The sequence below is a fragment of the Clostridioides sp. ES-S-0001-03 genome, assembly GCF_020676075.1.
Classification (GTDB): domain Bacteria; phylum Bacillota; class Clostridia; order Peptostreptococcales; family Peptostreptococcaceae; genus Clostridioides.
Genome location: NZ_JACVWJ010000006.1, coordinates 231,193 through 245,724 on the forward strand (window position 1 = coordinate 231,193; position 14,532 = coordinate 245,724).

16 protein-coding genes, 1 pseudogene and 1 other annotated feature are annotated in these 14,532 nt (G+C 28.0%); of the genes and pseudogenes, 2 read left to right on the forward strand and 15 right to left on the reverse strand.

What is annotated here, in order from left to right; genetic code table 11:
• Window positions 1–20 precede the first annotated feature (20 nt).
• From IC174_RS14310 to IC174_RS14365, 12 genes and pseudogenes are all read right to left on the reverse strand, one after another.
• Window positions 21–1,100 (reverse strand): DUF917 domain-containing protein, encoded by a 1,080-nt coding sequence (locus IC174_RS14310; RefSeq protein ID WP_227433213.1) that lies wholly within the window; start codon window positions 1,098–1,100, stop codon window positions 21–23.
• Between the two features lie 53 nt (window positions 1,101–1,153).
• On the reverse strand, window positions 1,154–2,443 hold the full coding sequence (locus tag IC174_RS14315) for a cytosine permease (protein ID WP_227433212.1): 1,290 nt from the start codon (window positions 2,441–2,443) through the stop codon (window positions 1,154–1,156).
• Between the two features lie 162 nt (window positions 2,444–2,605).
• Window positions 2,606–2,817, reverse strand: a binding site (T-box leader).
• A gap of 233 nt (window positions 2,818–3,050) precedes the next feature.
• A pseudogene (locus tag IC174_RS14320) lies at window positions 3,051–3,209 on the reverse strand (hypothetical protein); the annotation flags it as partial.
• Between the two features lie 273 nt (window positions 3,210–3,482).
• The gene (locus tag IC174_RS14325; protein ID WP_227433211.1) at window positions 3,483–3,917 is read right to left on the reverse strand and encodes an MOSC domain-containing protein; all 435 of its coding nucleotides are present in this window, start codon (window positions 3,915–3,917) and stop codon (window positions 3,483–3,485) included.
• Window positions 3,918–3,951: 34 nt separating this feature from the next.
• A complete protein-coding gene (moaC, locus tag IC174_RS14330; protein ID WP_227433210.1) occupies window positions 3,952–4,422 on the reverse strand; it encodes a cyclic pyranopterin monophosphate synthase MoaC in 471 nt (156 codons plus the stop codon).
• A gap of 3 nt (window positions 4,423–4,425) precedes the next feature.
• Window positions 4,426–5,385: a GTP 3',8-cyclase MoaA gene (gene moaA, locus IC174_RS14335; RefSeq protein WP_227433209.1), complete on the reverse strand. Its 960-nt coding sequence runs from the start codon at window positions 5,383–5,385 to the stop codon at window positions 4,426–4,428.
• A gap of 46 nt (window positions 5,386–5,431) precedes the next feature.
• The gene (locus tag IC174_RS14340) at window positions 5,432–5,935 is read right to left on the reverse strand and encodes a molybdenum cofactor biosynthesis protein B (protein WP_227483237.1); all 504 of its coding nucleotides are present in this window, start codon (window positions 5,933–5,935) and stop codon (window positions 5,432–5,434) included.
• A 62-nt stretch (window positions 5,936–5,997) separates the two neighbouring features.
• Window positions 5,998–6,813, reverse strand: a complete 816-nt coding sequence (yqeB, locus tag IC174_RS14345; RefSeq protein WP_227433207.1) for a selenium-dependent molybdenum cofactor biosynthesis protein YqeB — start codon at window positions 6,811–6,813, stop codon at window positions 5,998–6,000.
• Between the two features lie 188 nt (window positions 6,814–7,001).
• Window positions 7,002–7,340 (reverse strand): heavy metal-binding domain-containing protein, encoded by a 339-nt coding sequence (locus IC174_RS14350; protein ID WP_227433206.1) that lies wholly within the window; start codon window positions 7,338–7,340, stop codon window positions 7,002–7,004.
• Window positions 7,341–7,503: 163 nt separating this feature from the next.
• Window positions 7,504–7,875 carry a CoA-binding protein gene (locus IC174_RS14355; RefSeq protein WP_227433205.1) on the reverse strand — a complete coding sequence of 124 codons (372 nt, stop codon included), beginning with the start codon at window positions 7,873–7,875 and terminating at the stop codon, window positions 7,504–7,506.
• Window positions 7,876–7,922: 47 nt separating this feature from the next.
• On the reverse strand, window positions 7,923–8,504 hold the full coding sequence (locus IC174_RS14360) for a molybdenum cofactor guanylyltransferase (protein ID WP_227483266.1): 582 nt from the start codon (window positions 8,502–8,504) through the stop codon (window positions 7,923–7,925).
• Between the two features lie 42 nt (window positions 8,505–8,546).
• Window positions 8,547–9,914: a GTP pyrophosphokinase family protein gene (locus tag IC174_RS14365; protein ID WP_227433204.1), complete on the reverse strand. Its 1,368-nt coding sequence runs from the start codon at window positions 9,912–9,914 to the stop codon at window positions 8,547–8,549.
• A 277-nt stretch (window positions 9,915–10,191) separates the two neighbouring features.
• On the opposite strand from IC174_RS14365, the gene IC174_RS14370 reads away from it, so the two are divergent.
• Window positions 10,192–10,452: an autorepressor SdpR family transcription factor gene (locus IC174_RS14370; RefSeq protein ID WP_227433203.1), complete on the forward strand. Its 261-nt coding sequence runs from the start codon at window positions 10,192–10,194 to the stop codon at window positions 10,450–10,452.
• A 9-nt stretch (window positions 10,453–10,461) separates the two neighbouring features.
• The gene (locus IC174_RS14375; RefSeq protein WP_227433202.1) at window positions 10,462–10,971 is read left to right on the forward strand and encodes an SdpI family protein; all 510 of its coding nucleotides are present in this window, start codon (window positions 10,462–10,464) and stop codon (window positions 10,969–10,971) included.
• Between the two features lie 179 nt (window positions 10,972–11,150).
• Here the strand turns inward: IC174_RS14375 and IC174_RS14380 are convergent, their stop codons facing one another.
• The 3 genes from IC174_RS14380 to thiH all read right to left on the reverse strand — a co-directional run bounded on the left by IC174_RS14380 (window position 11,151) and on the right by thiH (window position 14,527).
• Window positions 11,151–12,545, reverse strand: coding sequence for a YfcC family protein (locus IC174_RS14380; protein ID WP_227483238.1), 1,395 nt, complete (start codon window positions 12,543–12,545; stop codon window positions 11,151–11,153).
• Between the two features lie 179 nt (window positions 12,546–12,724).
• A complete protein-coding gene (locus IC174_RS14385; RefSeq protein ID WP_227483239.1) occupies window positions 12,725–13,423 on the reverse strand; it encodes a thiamine phosphate synthase in 699 nt (232 codons plus the stop codon).
• Window positions 13,424–14,527, reverse strand: coding sequence for a 2-iminoacetate synthase ThiH (gene thiH, locus IC174_RS14390; protein ID WP_227483240.1), 1,104 nt, complete (start codon window positions 14,525–14,527; stop codon window positions 13,424–13,426).
• Window positions 14,528–14,532: the final 5 nt, after the last annotated feature.

The following is a 14,532-nucleotide window of genomic DNA, read 5'->3' on the forward strand; positions in this document are numbered from 1 at the left end:
CAAAATTTCCCCCTAAATTTTTATTTTCCTTGTAATTCTTCTACTGTTTTATACTCTACATCATATCCAAAGTATTCAGGTCCAACTGTCTCAATTCCTTTTTTAGTTCTCCATTTTTCATTACAAGGAAAAGCTACTACCATCACACGAGAACCATATTTTATTCTTTCTGTAGTTATTGGGAATCCAGTTTCTAAATCTAATATTGCTATTAAATCTGGCGTAATACAAAGTGGTGTACTACCTTTTTTTGCAATTAGATTTTCATTTTGAAATAGTACAGAGTATTCTCCATCATATCCATTAATTCCAGCGAAGAATGCATGCCCTCTAGTAAAACCACCTTTTAACTCTCTTTTAATATCAACTACTTTTCCTTCAAATAATTTATACCCTTTTAATTCTTTCAATATATTTTCAATAGCACCTTTTGAGTCTGACTTATTCTCAAGTAAAAATCCTCCTATAGTTTCAGCTATAGTCAAGGTATTTCCTATCGCAGCTTTTTTAACTTGAGCTCCACTTAAATTATAGTCACTAATAGAAGAACTTCCTCCCATTTCTACTGTTAAAGTTCTAGCCAATCTTTCTGACCAAATTCCATCAACAGGATAAAGGATGGCTGAATTACCCTTTTCATCAGCCATTACAGCAGGTGATGCTTCATATCCTTCAAGATAAAAAGTTACCATTTGAGCTTCCGGAAACGCTCTACCCATAGAATCTGCATCCAAAATAGGAAGCCCTTTTTTTGCAGCAACTGCTATTGGCATAAGTGAATTTATTCCTCCTATTTCTATAGGAATTATAACATCAACTTTTCTATTCAATAATTTTTCCATTATCTCTAAAGGAGTAGTTAATTCCACTTCAGAAAGTAATTTTTCTATTGTAATTACAGGGGAACCCATACCAGATACTGGTACTACTAAAGCATCATCCTCTAGCTCATCTAAACTAATCACTTTTACAGGCCCATACTTTTTAATTGCTTGTTTTGCAACTAATTTACCTATGTATGGGTCTCCTCCTCCTCCTGTTCCAAGCACTGCTGCGCCAACTGCTATTTTATCCACGCTTTCTTCTGTTAAAAATCTCATGTTACTTTCTCCTCATATTCCAAATTTATTTTATACTTTACAAGCATATTTCATTAAACTGCTTTTTCTGCTTCTTGTTTGTTTTTTGATGAACAAATCACTTTTCCAATAATTGATTGTATTATAAATCCTGCTATAAATCCATCTAAAGGTGCTATAGTAGTAAGAGTTATAAATCCATATGTAGAAAGGTATGTTATTAATATACCAATTATCCAAGATATTATTGAATGTTTAACTATTGGTTTGTATGCTATCCCCTTATCAAATCCTTTAAGTTCTTGTTTTACTATATAATATTCTGCTGTATACACACCACCAACAGGTGCAATAACAATTCCAAGTAAATTTAAAAATCCTATAAATCCTTCATATATTCCAAATACAGCTAATAAAGTTGCTACAACACCAAGAACTATAGTTAATACTTTTTCAGGAGCTTTTTTTAGTACAAGAGCTATACTTAGTGATGCAGAATATACATTGCTTGTATTTGTAGTCCATTGAGCTAATGTAAGTACAATTATACCTGGTATAGCAATTCCTAATGTAATAAAAATTCTCATAATATCTGAAGTACCCATACATTTTACTAATATTATTGATACTACTATCATAAAAGCATTTCCAAATTGTATCCCTAGAAAACTTGAAAGTGCACAATCTCTTCTACTTTTAGCCCAGCGACTTATGTCAGGTGATACTATTGCTCCAACTATTATTATACTCATTGATAGAGAAACTCCACCTGCAAATGTCATAGTCGATTTCATATTATCATCAACTGGAATTCCATTTGCTTTAAAAGCTAAGAATATAGTTAACATCATAAGAATTAATAAGAATGGTACTGAATACACACTTAATTTTTCCATTGCTTTATATCCATAAATAGCTGTACTCATCATCAAAAGACCACCTATGAGGCTTAAAATTTGCATGCTCACATCTAGATTAAATATATCTTTTATTATTATTTGAGCATTTTGAGCAAAAAAGCCTACTTGAACTCCAAACCATCCTAATAAAGAAACTCCTATAACTAGAGAAAATATTTTTGCTCCAGCTTCTCCAAACACATATTTTGTTATCATAGATGTAGATAAGCTTGTAGATGAACCAACTAAAGAGCATATAGTATACAAAATAGCAGAAAAAAATGAACCTACAATTACTGATAATATTGCTTGTTTCATTGGCATACTTTGAGCTAACTCAGCTCCTAAAATAACAGATGATAAATCCACACCTATTGCTACTAGCACTGAAAACATAGCTACCCAACCACGTTTTTGATTCTCTGGAACCTGTTCCAGGGCATAATTAATTTTTTCTTCTTCCATTTTCATCCCTCCATTAAAATTGTAAAACCATTTAATTTGTTTGTTTTACAATTTTCTAATTTATAAATTTATTAACAACTATATATTTATAATTTTCATTTAATATATAGTTTTAAATTTTCTGAAATAATTTTATAATAAAAAACGCCTCTTGGAAAAAATCCAAGAGACGAATACCAATCCGTGTTACCACTCTTATTAGTAAAAATTTATTTTACTCACTCATTTTCTTAAGGCGAATTAAACCACTACTACAATAGAACTGTAATAGTATTCTCCAAAGCTCTTTTCACACAAATTTCAATATTAGTTCTCAGCCAAATCTAACTCTCTGTAAAATTCCTTTATGCTACTTTCTTCTTCTGCGAATCTACGTTATTTATTTATTTATGATTTATATCATAATATATATGCAATATTTTGTCAACTTAAAAAGTAAATTACTTGTATTTTTTAGTTTTATATGTAATTTTTTATATTATTACTGTATTTATATTTTGTATTTTTTAAATTTAATAAAAATTTATATTATTTTTATATACAATTGAATATAATTTTACAAATTATTTTCATTTTTTTGTAAAGTTCTACAACCATATTTTACAATTCAGTTAGTATATTCATTTACACTATACCAATCCTTCGCAAGCTTTATAACTAAATCTGGGTGTGTTTTAGAAATGTCATTTAAATTATTAGCAACACTCTTTCGCACATACAGTGATGAGTCGGTTTTTAATTGTTCCAATATAGATAGAATAGGTGTAGGGTCTTTTTTAAATTTAGTTAGTGCTTAACCCCAAGGCAACTGTGGACGACAACATGAACGTACAGCAAATAATCATATCTCACATTATACAACAGTATGTTATATTGTTAAATCTATCTATTTAAAATACTTCACACTGCACATTCTGAAATATTGTAAAGTATCTACTGACAGTAAAAATGTCCGAACAGCCTATAAAACAAGGCTATACGAACATTTAATAAAATTTTAAAATATAATCAGAAATTTATTTTAAGTTCAATCAAATTTTTATTGAATTATATCTATTGAATCTCCAATACTTATAATTCCTTCCTTTAAAACCTTAACAAAAATTCCTTCACGTGGCATTACACAGTCCCCTGTTAATTTTTTAATTTCACATCCATTATGACACTTTTTACCTATTTGAGTTACTTCAACTTCACATTTGCCTATCTTTAATTTTGTACCAACAGGTAATGAAAACACTTCTATTCCTTCTGTAGTTATATTCTCAGCAAAGTCTCCAAATTTTAATTGGTCAAAACCTCTCATCTTCATTTTATCTATACTTTCTTTTCCAAGTAAACTTATTTGACGATGCCAGTTTCCCGCATGTGCATCTCCAACTATTCCATAATTTATTTTTAGTTCTGCACATTGCACAGGAACCTTAATTACACCCTTTTTGTCACTTATATTTATTGACACTACTTTAGCCATATTTCCTCCAAATTTTCACCCATATATTCTTAAATTATTCAAACTTAAAATCACCTGATTTTCCACCAGTTTTCTCCACAAGATGTATATTGCTTATAACCATCTTTTTATCAACTGCTTTACACATATCATAAATTGTAAGTGCTGCTAAAGAACAAGCATTTAATGCTTCCATTTCTACACCAGTTTTACCAAGTGATTTACAGGTTGCATATATTCTAATAGCAGATATAGAATCATCTATCTCAAATTCCAAATCACATCCAACCAATTTAATTTGATGGCACATTGGTATATTTGAAGATGTATTTTTAGCTCCCATTATCCCTGCAACTTGAGCTACAGATAATACATCTCCCTTTTTTATTTGTCCATTTTTTACCTTTTCTAAAGCTTCTTTACCAAGAGTAATCGTAGCTGTTGCTATAGCAGTTCTCTTTGTATCATCTTTTTCACTTATATCTACCATTTTAGCATACCCTTTTTCATTTATGTGCGTTAACATTACCTATCCTCCAATTTCATACATACGTCTATTTGTATCACTACATTTATTTTCTATTAAATGATGTTTTTCTGGCTTTTCTTTTATTATATCTTTCATAGTTTCTCTAAATAACAATGGTTTATGTAAAAGTGGTTTTATATCTATTTCCTCTTTTGAATGTAGACACAGTTTTATTGCACCACTAGAGGTAAGTCTAATACGATTACAAGTGTTGCAAAATGAACAACTTAATGGAGTTATAATTCCTATTCTTCCTTTTGCTCCTTTAAACTTATAATATTCTGCTGTACTTTTTTCATCATTTTTAACTTTATATAAACCATATATTTTTTCAACCATTTCTTTTACATTAAAATATCCTTTTTTGTAGACTCTATTAGCTTCACCTAATGGCATAAGTTCAATAAATCTTACATCAATTGGTGATTTAACTGTTAAAAACATAAAGTCTTTAAGCTCATCATCATTAAATCCATTTATGGCAACACAATTTACCTTTACTTTTATACCTAAATTTAAACATGACTCAATCGATTTTAATACTTCTTTTAAATTGCCACCTCTTGTCACAGATTTATATTTATATTCCTTTAAAGAATCTAAGCTTATATTTACTTTATTCAGACCACATTCTTTAAGCTCAAAGATTCTATCAGAAAGTCCAAGAGCATTAGTTGTCATTCCTATATTTTCTATTCCACATTCTTCTCTTGTAAACCTTATAAGTTCATTTAAATTGGGATATAAAAGAGGTTCTCCTCCAGTAAATCTAACCTTTTTTATACCTTGTTCTGACATAGCCTTTATAATGAATTTATAGTCTTCAAAACTTAGATTATCGTTTATATAATTTTTTTCAAATTTAACATCTGGTGGCATACAATAAACACACCTTAAATTACACTTATCTGTAAGTGAAATACGAAGGTAGTCTATTTTTCTTCCATACTTATCAATCATACTCTATCTACCTCTTTGTCTATTTTTTATCTATCTGAATTATATACTATTTTTTGTTATTAGTGGCACATTCTGTGGCTTCTCCTCTTAAAATTTCTATGCCATGGTCTAAGACATCAATAATGAAACTTAGATTTTCAACTGCACCTTTAGGACTTCCAGGTAAATTTATTATTATAGAATTATTCCTTATTCCACTTACACCCCTACTTAGTATAGCTTTTTTAGTAATTTCTGTAGATTTCATTCTCATGTATTCACTGAGACCTGGTATCTCTCTTTCTAAAACATCTTTAGTAGCCTCTGGAGTTATATCTCTCTTTGAAAATCCAGTACCTCCATTAGTAAGAATTAAATCTACTTTATTACTGTTACAAATTTTTATAATATTTTCCTTTAACATTTCCTTATCATCTTTTATCAACACGTATTCAGTAACTTTATAATTCCCTGTATTTTCAACAAATTCAGTTAATTTTTTTCCTGTTATGTCTTCTCTTTTCCCTTCATAGCCCTTATCACTAAGCGTTATAATTGCTACATTAAACATATGGTTTCACCCCTTTATATATTAATTAAACTTTTATAAATAAAAAATCTATTTAATAGAACCTATTCTGGTAATATTCCTTCTGATAATAATGCTTCTAAAACTGCTCCTGCTATACAACGTCCTTTATCTGATATCGTAAATGAATTTTTTACTTCTTCCATTCGAGGGTCTATATCCAATATCTTTAATCCTTTTTCTATTTGTGAACCATTTCTCAATAAGCCTCTCAAAACACCATCTATAGAAGCTTTCACTTCTATTTTATTTCCATTTTTTTCAGTAATATAACATATTATATCTCCTTTTTTAACTACATCCCCTATATTACATACATTTTCTATTATTCCAACGTTCTCAGAATAAAAAACTCGTTCTTTGGTTATACCCAATATAGCACCTGGTATTCCTGTATTTTTTAAAGCATATCCTTTTCTTATCACTTTTCCTAAATTATGTCCTCTCATAGTTTCAATAACTATGTCTACATCTTTACCTGCACAAAATCCTGGACCTAAAGCTATTGTAAGTGGTGCCATCGCTTTATTTGTTCCAATATTTTTTTTTGCAAGTATACAATCTATAACCGCTACAGGACGTATTTCATCTATATATTTACCTTTTGGGTCTATTATTAGTGCCACGTTTCTTTTATTTAAAGCTTTTTTTATTTCTGCTTTATCTTTGCAATACACACAATAAACACCTTCCACAGAAACTTTCTTTTCATAGATAGCCTCACTAAAAGAAACTTTCCTTCTTATTGCAAGAGGAGTCTCAACTTCTAAAGCGATTATTTTAAAACCACAGTTATGTAACTTATGTATAACTGCTGTTGCTAAATCTCCAGCCCCTCTAACTATTATAACATTGTTCATATTTTCTCCTACTAATAAAAATTTTAAAGTCTATACTTTATATTATATAATATAATTTTACTTATTTATATAATATCATCTTATTTTATTATTATAATGGTTAAAAATTACTTTTACCTGATATTTTTCAAACAAAAAGAGACATCCATAAAATTTATAAAAGATGTCTCTTTCTAATTCCTTATATTTTATTTTTCAGATATATCATTGTTATCTTCTAAAATAACTGCTGTTCCATAAGCAAGCATTTCTGCCGCTCCTTGCATAACTGAAGCTGAAGACAATCTAAATGCTATTATTGCATTTGCACCTTTAGATTCTGCATCTTCAACCATTCTACCAATTGCAATTTGTCTTGCTTCTGTAAGCATTTCATTATATCCTGTAAGTTCTCCTCCAACAAGATTCTTAAAGCTTGCTCCTATATCTTTTCCAACATGTTTTGCTCTTATCGTACTTCCTCTAACTAGCCCTAAAACTTCTGCTATTTTTTTTCCTTCTACTTTTTCTGTAGTTACTATTAACATAATATATCAACTCCTTTATATTCCTGTTTAATATATTATATCATGTAAATAGCAATCTTCTTAATAAATCTTGTAATTTAATACTTTATCTAGGAAATCTATACTATAAAATAAGATATTTCGTTAACCAATTATGTTCCTAATCAATTTTCTATATATAAATTTACTTAGTTAACTCATCATATAAACTTAAATTGTATTCTACATTCAATTTTAAATCCTTAATTTTTTTAATAATCATTTCACTAAAGCTTCCTTTTTCAAACCAGATATTTTGTATGTCTAAAAGTTCTATCTCTTCTAAAATGGCCTCCATCTTAGACTGCTTATCTATAATAGCTACAACATCAATATTGTGTGGTACGTCTTTTAGGCACTCATATACATCTATACCTTCAATATTCTTTTTCTCTTCATCTATAGCAACAACTTTGTACATATTCTTTTTAAGTTCATCTAATATTTTATATGCTTTGCTTTCTTCGTCACTATTATTTAATATCACTGCCCAAGAATCACATTTAAGTAAATTCATAAATTCTCCTCCATATAAATCCTACTCTATTTTACAACCGTAGCTAATTAAACTTCAGTCAATTTTTTATACTCATCAATAGTATTTACATTTAAAAATAAATCTTCGTTATCAAAGTATATATAGCTTTTATCTATTTTTTCTATAAGAGTTCTAAGCTTCAAATCATTTTTCCCTATACATAAAGATACTTTATTTATTATACTCTTTTTGTATCCAGAACACAATGGTTGTAACTTTCCATTTGTTACTGAAATTACACTTTTATCATCCATTTCATCAGCTATTTTTTCGACTACTTCATTATTTAGATATGGCATATCACATGCAACTGTAACTATATCATACTTTGCATGTTTAAGAGCAGTATATATTCCTCCTATTGGACCAACATTTTTTATTATATCATTATAAACTTTAATGTTATATTTTGAGTATAATTCTTCATTGTTAGATACTATTATTACCTCATCAAAATTTTTAAATACTTCTATTGCAATTTCAATAAAAGGCTTTTCATGTAATTCTAGAAAAGCTTTATCTTTACCCATTCTAGAACTTTTCCCTCCTGCTAAAATTACACCTGTTTTTTCTATACAAATCGCCTCCTTTAAAATACTTTTATTTATATTTGAAAAATGGCGCTATTGCGCCATTTCAACATTGATTGACTACTCAAAAATCTGAATAATTTTTTCTTTAAATGCATTCATAAGTTTTTCTTTTTCTTCTAAATATTCACTATAACACTCATATTCTCTACATATACAATTTATAATTTCACTTGATGTAAAATTGATTTTTTCAAGATTATAGTTATATAAAATTTCAACACTATCAACCTCACTTATGCTATTAAAAATACAATCATATATATCTTCAATTATAAAATTACTATCTTCTTCAAATTGACCTAAAAGTTGTTCTCTATTTTCTTCAAGCAATACATTTTCCTTTATAAACTCTACAAAGTTTTCAAAATCTTCAGTGTTATTACATGGTTCTATTTCAAATAGTATCCTAAAAAATAAATTCCATGGAAACTCTGTATTTAGTCTACTTCTAAAATGATTTCCTAAATCATTACAGAACTTATCATCAAATGTAGGTTCTCTTTCAAACTCTATTTGGTCATTAAAATCTATATCTTTATTTACAATTTCATTTAATCTTGCAAACTCATCAAGCATAAAATTGCCTAAAACTTCATCACTTATATCTTGTTTATTAAAAGAATAACTTAATATAGTTTCACATGGCTTTTTAAAATCCACAACAAAACCTATACTTTTATTCATCTTTTCTGAAAAAGCATCATACACTAATTTTGCAAAGAGTTTTTCAATTTCTTTTTTACTTACTTTCATGTTAAAAGACTTTCCTGAATGAAAGTTTTTATAAATACTCAAAAGCTGATTATCTATCATAGTAAGATTATTCTTTATAGAGTCCATCATATCCTTTATAAATTTATCAGCAAGTAAATATGTGTTATTTTTATAAATTATTTTATGCTCAATCTCACTCCAAAACACATTTACAAGAGATTTAATTTGAAGTTCAAATTTTACTTCTCTATCTAAATATGCAAAAACTCCATCTATCTTATATATTTCAAATCCATTTTTTTGCTTATTAGGCTGTCTTTCAGACAATTTTAATTTAATATTTTTATTTTCTTTATTATAATAGTTTATTTTATCATCTGTTTTATTAAAATATCTTCTTAAAAGCCTATATATCTTATTTTCATCCTCAATAAATCTACACTCAATTCTTAGTCCTATTAAATCAGATACATTATGAATAAGATTACTTGCCTCCCCATATTTTTTTAAATATCTATTTCTAATTATCTTTTCCCTCAAACTTGATTCTGATTTTATTCTAGAGGTTACATTTATATACTCTTGATTTTTTTCGTCCAAGATATTTTCAAAGTACTCTTCTATTTCATCTGATATAGTTTCTAAAGTTGGAGACATTACCCTCAACATTTCTATAGACTCTTCAATAAAATCAAATTCTTTTAATCCCATAAATTTTTACACTCCTATGTTTAATAACTGTTAGCTATTTCAGTTCTTTATATTTAACTACATTCTTATTTTAACATTTTTTCCTATTATAAGTAAGTATTCTCCAAAAACCTTCATATATATTTCAAATTAGAATTAAAATATCAGATAAAATTAAAAGATTTTGTGATAATAAAGTTATAAAAATAGTGGATTTTTTTTCCTAATACGAGTATACTATAGATATAAATATTTAACTAATTAGTTAAATATTTATATCTATAGTAGGGAGGATATTATGGTAAAAGTATTTAAAGCATTAAGTGATGAAACTAGAAGAGAAATTTTAAAATTGCTTAATGAAAGAGATATGAATGCAGGAGAAATAGCAGGTCATTTTAATATGTCTAAACCAGCAATATCTAAACATTTAGATATTTTAAAAGATGCAGAACTTATTAGTTCAGAAAAAATGGGGCAATTTTTGATTTATTCTATTAATTTATCGGTCCTTCAAGAAGTACTTGGAAACTTCTTGGATATTTTTAAAAAGATATAGGAGGCTATTATGGAAAATATAGGTTTAATATTACTTATAGCATTATTAATTATAAACTATGTAAACGCACCAGAAATTTTAGGTTTTTCAAAAGATAACCCTAAAGTTAAAACTGCAAGAAGGTTACAAATGTTATTTTTAATAGTCGCAGTTGGAAGGTTTATCATTCCTTTACTAGGTATAGATGAGATATTTTCTTATGAAATTAACGACAAAGTATCAGTTATAATAAATGCCATTATAATTATGTATTTTGGTAATTTATTACCTAAGCTACAAATTTATAAGAACATAGATACTAAATGTGCTTGGGCCATTGGAGATGAAAAAATATGGAAAAAGGCAAGTAAGATCTTTGCGTATTTATCATTTGTTATATCTATTGGAATGATTATATTGAGTTTTTATTTTGATTCAGATACAGTCACAACAGCATGCCAGTTCATATGGTTTGCAATACCATTATTATATTTATTACTTCATTATAGAAACAAATTTAGAGCTCCTAGTCCTAAATAAATAGTTGTAAATAAAATAAAGCCACCTCTTCTTAAAAAAAGCTATACTTTATTTTAATATTGAAATGAAGTGTTTATAAAATAAATTGCCACCAAGACATTTATGGTGGCAATTTATTAATAATCATATTTTTAGTATTTTATATAATTTCTAAATATATTAAATTAAATTTTCTTCAATTAAAAACCTATATATATACCTATTGTTAAAAAAACTAAAGATACAGCTGTTAAAATCAGTAATATAGGCATTATAAATTTTACCCATTTTGAAAAAGGAATATGAGCTACTGCAAGTGCTCCCATTAGTACTCCAGATGTTGGAGTTATAAAGTTTGTAAGACCTACCCCAAATTGATAAGCAGTTACTATAACTTGAGCTGATATATTAACTAAATCACCAAGAGGAGCAAGGACAGGCACTGTAAGTGAAGCAAGTCCTGAAGATGATGGAATCAAAAATGCCAACGCAGCTTCCAAGAAAAATGATAGATATACAAATATAACCTTTGGAAGTCCACCTAAAAAGCTTGCTGCAGAATTTAATATAGTATCTATTATAAATCCATTTTGAGCAATTATTACAATTCCACGAGCTAAAGCTATTGCAAGGGCAGCTGATGCTAAATCTTTTGCTCCATCTATGAAACTATCGGAAATTTCACTTTGTGACAATCTACCAACTAATCCAGAAAGTACACCTATCGCAGCAAAACACATTGATATCTCTGGAATATACCATCCTTGACTTAAAACACCCCAAATCATTATTGCCATTCCTATTCCAAATATAGCAAGAACAGATACTTCTTTAAAAGTAAACTCTTTTATTTCAGTTGAAGTATGATTAAGTATTGATTTATTATTTTTATCTATCTCATACACTATTGAGCTTTCAGGGTTTTCTTTAACTTTTTTAGCATAATACATAACAAATGCTATACTGATTAATATATATGCTATAAAAATCACTACTCTATATGCTACTCCTGAACCAGGAGCAAGTTGAGCTAGTGCTTGTGCAATACCAACTGAGAATGGATTTATTGTCGATGCAGCCGCTCCTGCCGCTGCTCCTATAAATACAATCGCAATGGCGGTTAGAGAATCATATCCTAAGGATGTCATAAGTGGAACAAATATCATATAAAATGGTAATGTTTCTTCTGCCATCCCAAATGTAGTACCTCCAAGACCAAATAAAATCATTGATATTGGAATTATAAGTAGTTCTTTTCCTTTAAACTTCGATATAACTGATGCTATTCCTGCTTCTATAGCTCCAGTTCTATTTACAATACCAAAAGCACCTCCAACTATTAAAACAAATCCTACAACTTCTGCTGAATCAATAAAGCCTTCTATGGGTGCTTTAAAAACATCCGTAAATCCTTGAGGATTACTTTCTACACTTTGATAAGTCCCTGATACAACAACCATCCTACCTTCTACATCTTCTCTACTAAATTCACCACTTGGTACTATCCAAGTTAATATTGCCATTAATACTATTAGCAAGAATATAATTGTAAAAGTGTGTGGTATAATAAATCGTTTCTTCTTACTGTCAATCATTATAATGTCCTCCATACTTTACTAAATTTTGAATCTATATAGGATACTTTTTAATCTCTCTGACTAAAGTTTTCCCTTTTTACAATTTTTTATTAGCAAAGATACAAAATAAAAAAGCTCTCTTTTAGATTTTAAAAGATAGCTTTTTTTATTTTTATTCAATTTAAATACTTTACTTTCTATTTTACTAATTGAATTTTTTCATTATAATTTGATATTGTTTCTTCAATATTTTTAGATTTCATTATAGTTGACATTACAGCAAAATCATCACAGTATTTTAATGTTTCTTTGACATTAGATGGTAGGATTCCTCCAAGTGCAATGGTCTTAATATCAGTAATTTTCTTAGCTTCCTTCAAAAGTTCAATTCCTTTTGGCAATAAATTTTCTTTACACTTAGTTTCATATATATGTGATAATGTTATGTAATCTATTTTTATATTTAGTTTTCTTATTATTTCTTCTAGACACTTTACTTCTTCTACTTTATGTAATGACAATCCCAGTATCTTATTTTTATTGAAATTATATCTATTTCCCAGTAAATTCAAAAACAATTTAAATGGAAGATGAATACCTTGACAATCTGTCTTTTCAAAAAATTCTATATTGCTATTTATTATAAAGTTTACTTTAAATCCATCATTATTCTCTTTCTTTTTTATACTATTCTTCAAGCTTTCATCCAATATTTTTTCCTGAAAATTAATATACTTAATTTTATTTTTTATCTTTATATATAAATCTTTTAATGCTTCATATTCTAAATCTTTTTCTCTTATTATAATATTTTCTACACCACTCAATATAGATTCTTTAATAACCTCTAAGTATCGTTCCTCGCTACATAAATTTCTATTTGTTATCAAATACATCTAAAATCTTTCCCAATCTTTAAATACATGTTGATAACCAATTGAATTTAGCATTTTCTCTATATCTTCAACAGTACTTTCATCATTTATTTTGAATTGAGCAGTATCATGTTCATCTTGAGAATGCCCTCCTACATCTGTAGATACACCTGCACTTAATTTAGTTACTCCTAAAGGTACTATATGACTTCTCATTTCCAAATTTTCTCTAGTAGATATATTTAAAGCTGCATGAGGGTCAAACAGCCTCATACAAACCATCGCTTGAACTAAATCAGTGTCGCTTATATCTACTAATTCTTCAAAACAACCTTTGAATGGTCTCATTCTTGGTGTTGAATATGAAAGCTCAATATGAGGATATTTTGTTTTTAGATATTTCCCATGCAATATTGTAAAGAAGGTCTCTTTTCTAAAATCATTTAATCCTAAAAGTGCTCCTATTGATAGAGTTCTCATACCTGCCTTTGCTCCTCTTTCAGGAGCATCTAATCTAAATTTATAATTTGATTTTGGCCCTTTTAAATGAACTCTTTTATATATTTTCTCATCATAAGTTTCTTGGTATACAGTTAGACCTTCAACTCCTTTGTCTACAATATACTTATATTCATCTATTTCCATTGGATATACTTCAATTCCTATAGATGGAAATTTATCTCTTAATATTTCTATAGCCTCACCTATATATTCTACACTTGAATGAAAACTACTTTCACCAGTTAAAACAAGTAGATGTTTGAAACCTTCTTTTGAAATTTCATTTCCTTCCTCTCTGATTTCATCCATAGTTAGTTTTTTTCTTTTTATTCCACTTTTTATATTGTAACTACAATAAACACATTGATTTACACAATAATTTGCTATGTACATTGGTGTATATAGGCAGACTGTCTTTCCAAAATATTGAACACTTAATTTATGTGCTTTTTGTGCCATAGCTTCTAAATGTTTTACAGCAGTTTTAGAAAGTAAATTTAATATATCAAAATCCTCAAGTTTGTCTTTTGATAAACTTCTTAAAACATCATTGTCTGTAACATTATTTAAATATCCATCAAAATCAAAATCCCTATATTTTTCTATTACCTCATAAAAACTCATCATCA

Coding starts and splice junctions, on each gene's coding strand:
- IC174_RS14310 (WP_227433213.1), bottom strand. CDS start 1,100: ATGAGATTTTTAACAGAAGAAAGCGTGGATAAAATAGCAGTTGGCGCA.
- IC174_RS14315 (WP_227433212.1), bottom strand. CDS start 2,443: ATGGAAGAAGAAAAAATTAATTATGCCCTGGAACAGGTTCCAGAGAAT.
- IC174_RS14325 (WP_227433211.1), bottom strand. CDS start 3,917: ATGGCTAAAGTAGTGTCAATAAATATAAGTGACAAAAAGGGTGTAATT.
- moaC (WP_227433210.1), bottom strand. CDS start 4,422: ATGTTAACGCACATAAATGAAAAAGGGTATGCTAAAATGGTAGATATA.
- moaA (WP_227433209.1), bottom strand. CDS start 5,385: ATGATTGATAAGTATGGAAGAAAAATAGACTACCTTCGTATTTCACTT.
- IC174_RS14340 (WP_227483237.1), bottom strand. CDS start 5,935: ATGTTTAATGTAGCAATTATAACGCTTAGTGATAAGGGCTATGAAGGG.
- yqeB (WP_227433207.1), bottom strand. CDS start 6,813: ATGAACAATGTTATAATAGTTAGAGGGGCTGGAGATTTAGCAACAGCA.
- IC174_RS14350 (WP_227433206.1), bottom strand. CDS start 7,340: ATGTTAATAGTAACTACAGAAAAAGTAGAAGGAAAAAAAATAGCAGAA.
- IC174_RS14355 (WP_227433205.1), bottom strand. CDS start 7,875: ATGAATTTACTTAAATGTGATTCTTGGGCAGTGATATTAAATAATAGT.
- IC174_RS14365 (WP_227433204.1), bottom strand. CDS start 9,914: ATGGGATTAAAAGAATTTGATTTTATTGAAGAGTCTATAGAAATGTTG.
- IC174_RS14370 (WP_227433203.1), top strand. CDS start 10,192: ATGGTAAAAGTATTTAAAGCATTAAGTGATGAAACTAGAAGAGAAATT.
- IC174_RS14375 (WP_227433202.1), top strand. CDS start 10,462: ATGGAAAATATAGGTTTAATATTACTTATAGCATTATTAATTATAAAC.
- IC174_RS14380 (WP_227483238.1), bottom strand. CDS start 12,545: ATGATTGACAGTAAGAAGAAACGATTTATTATACCACACACTTTTACA.
- IC174_RS14385 (WP_227483239.1), bottom strand. CDS start 13,423: ATGTATTTGATAACAAATAGAAATTTATGTAGCGAGGAACGATACTTA.
- thiH (WP_227483240.1), bottom strand. CDS start 14,527: ATGAGTTTTTATGAGGTAATAGAAAAATATAGGGATTTTGATTTTGAT.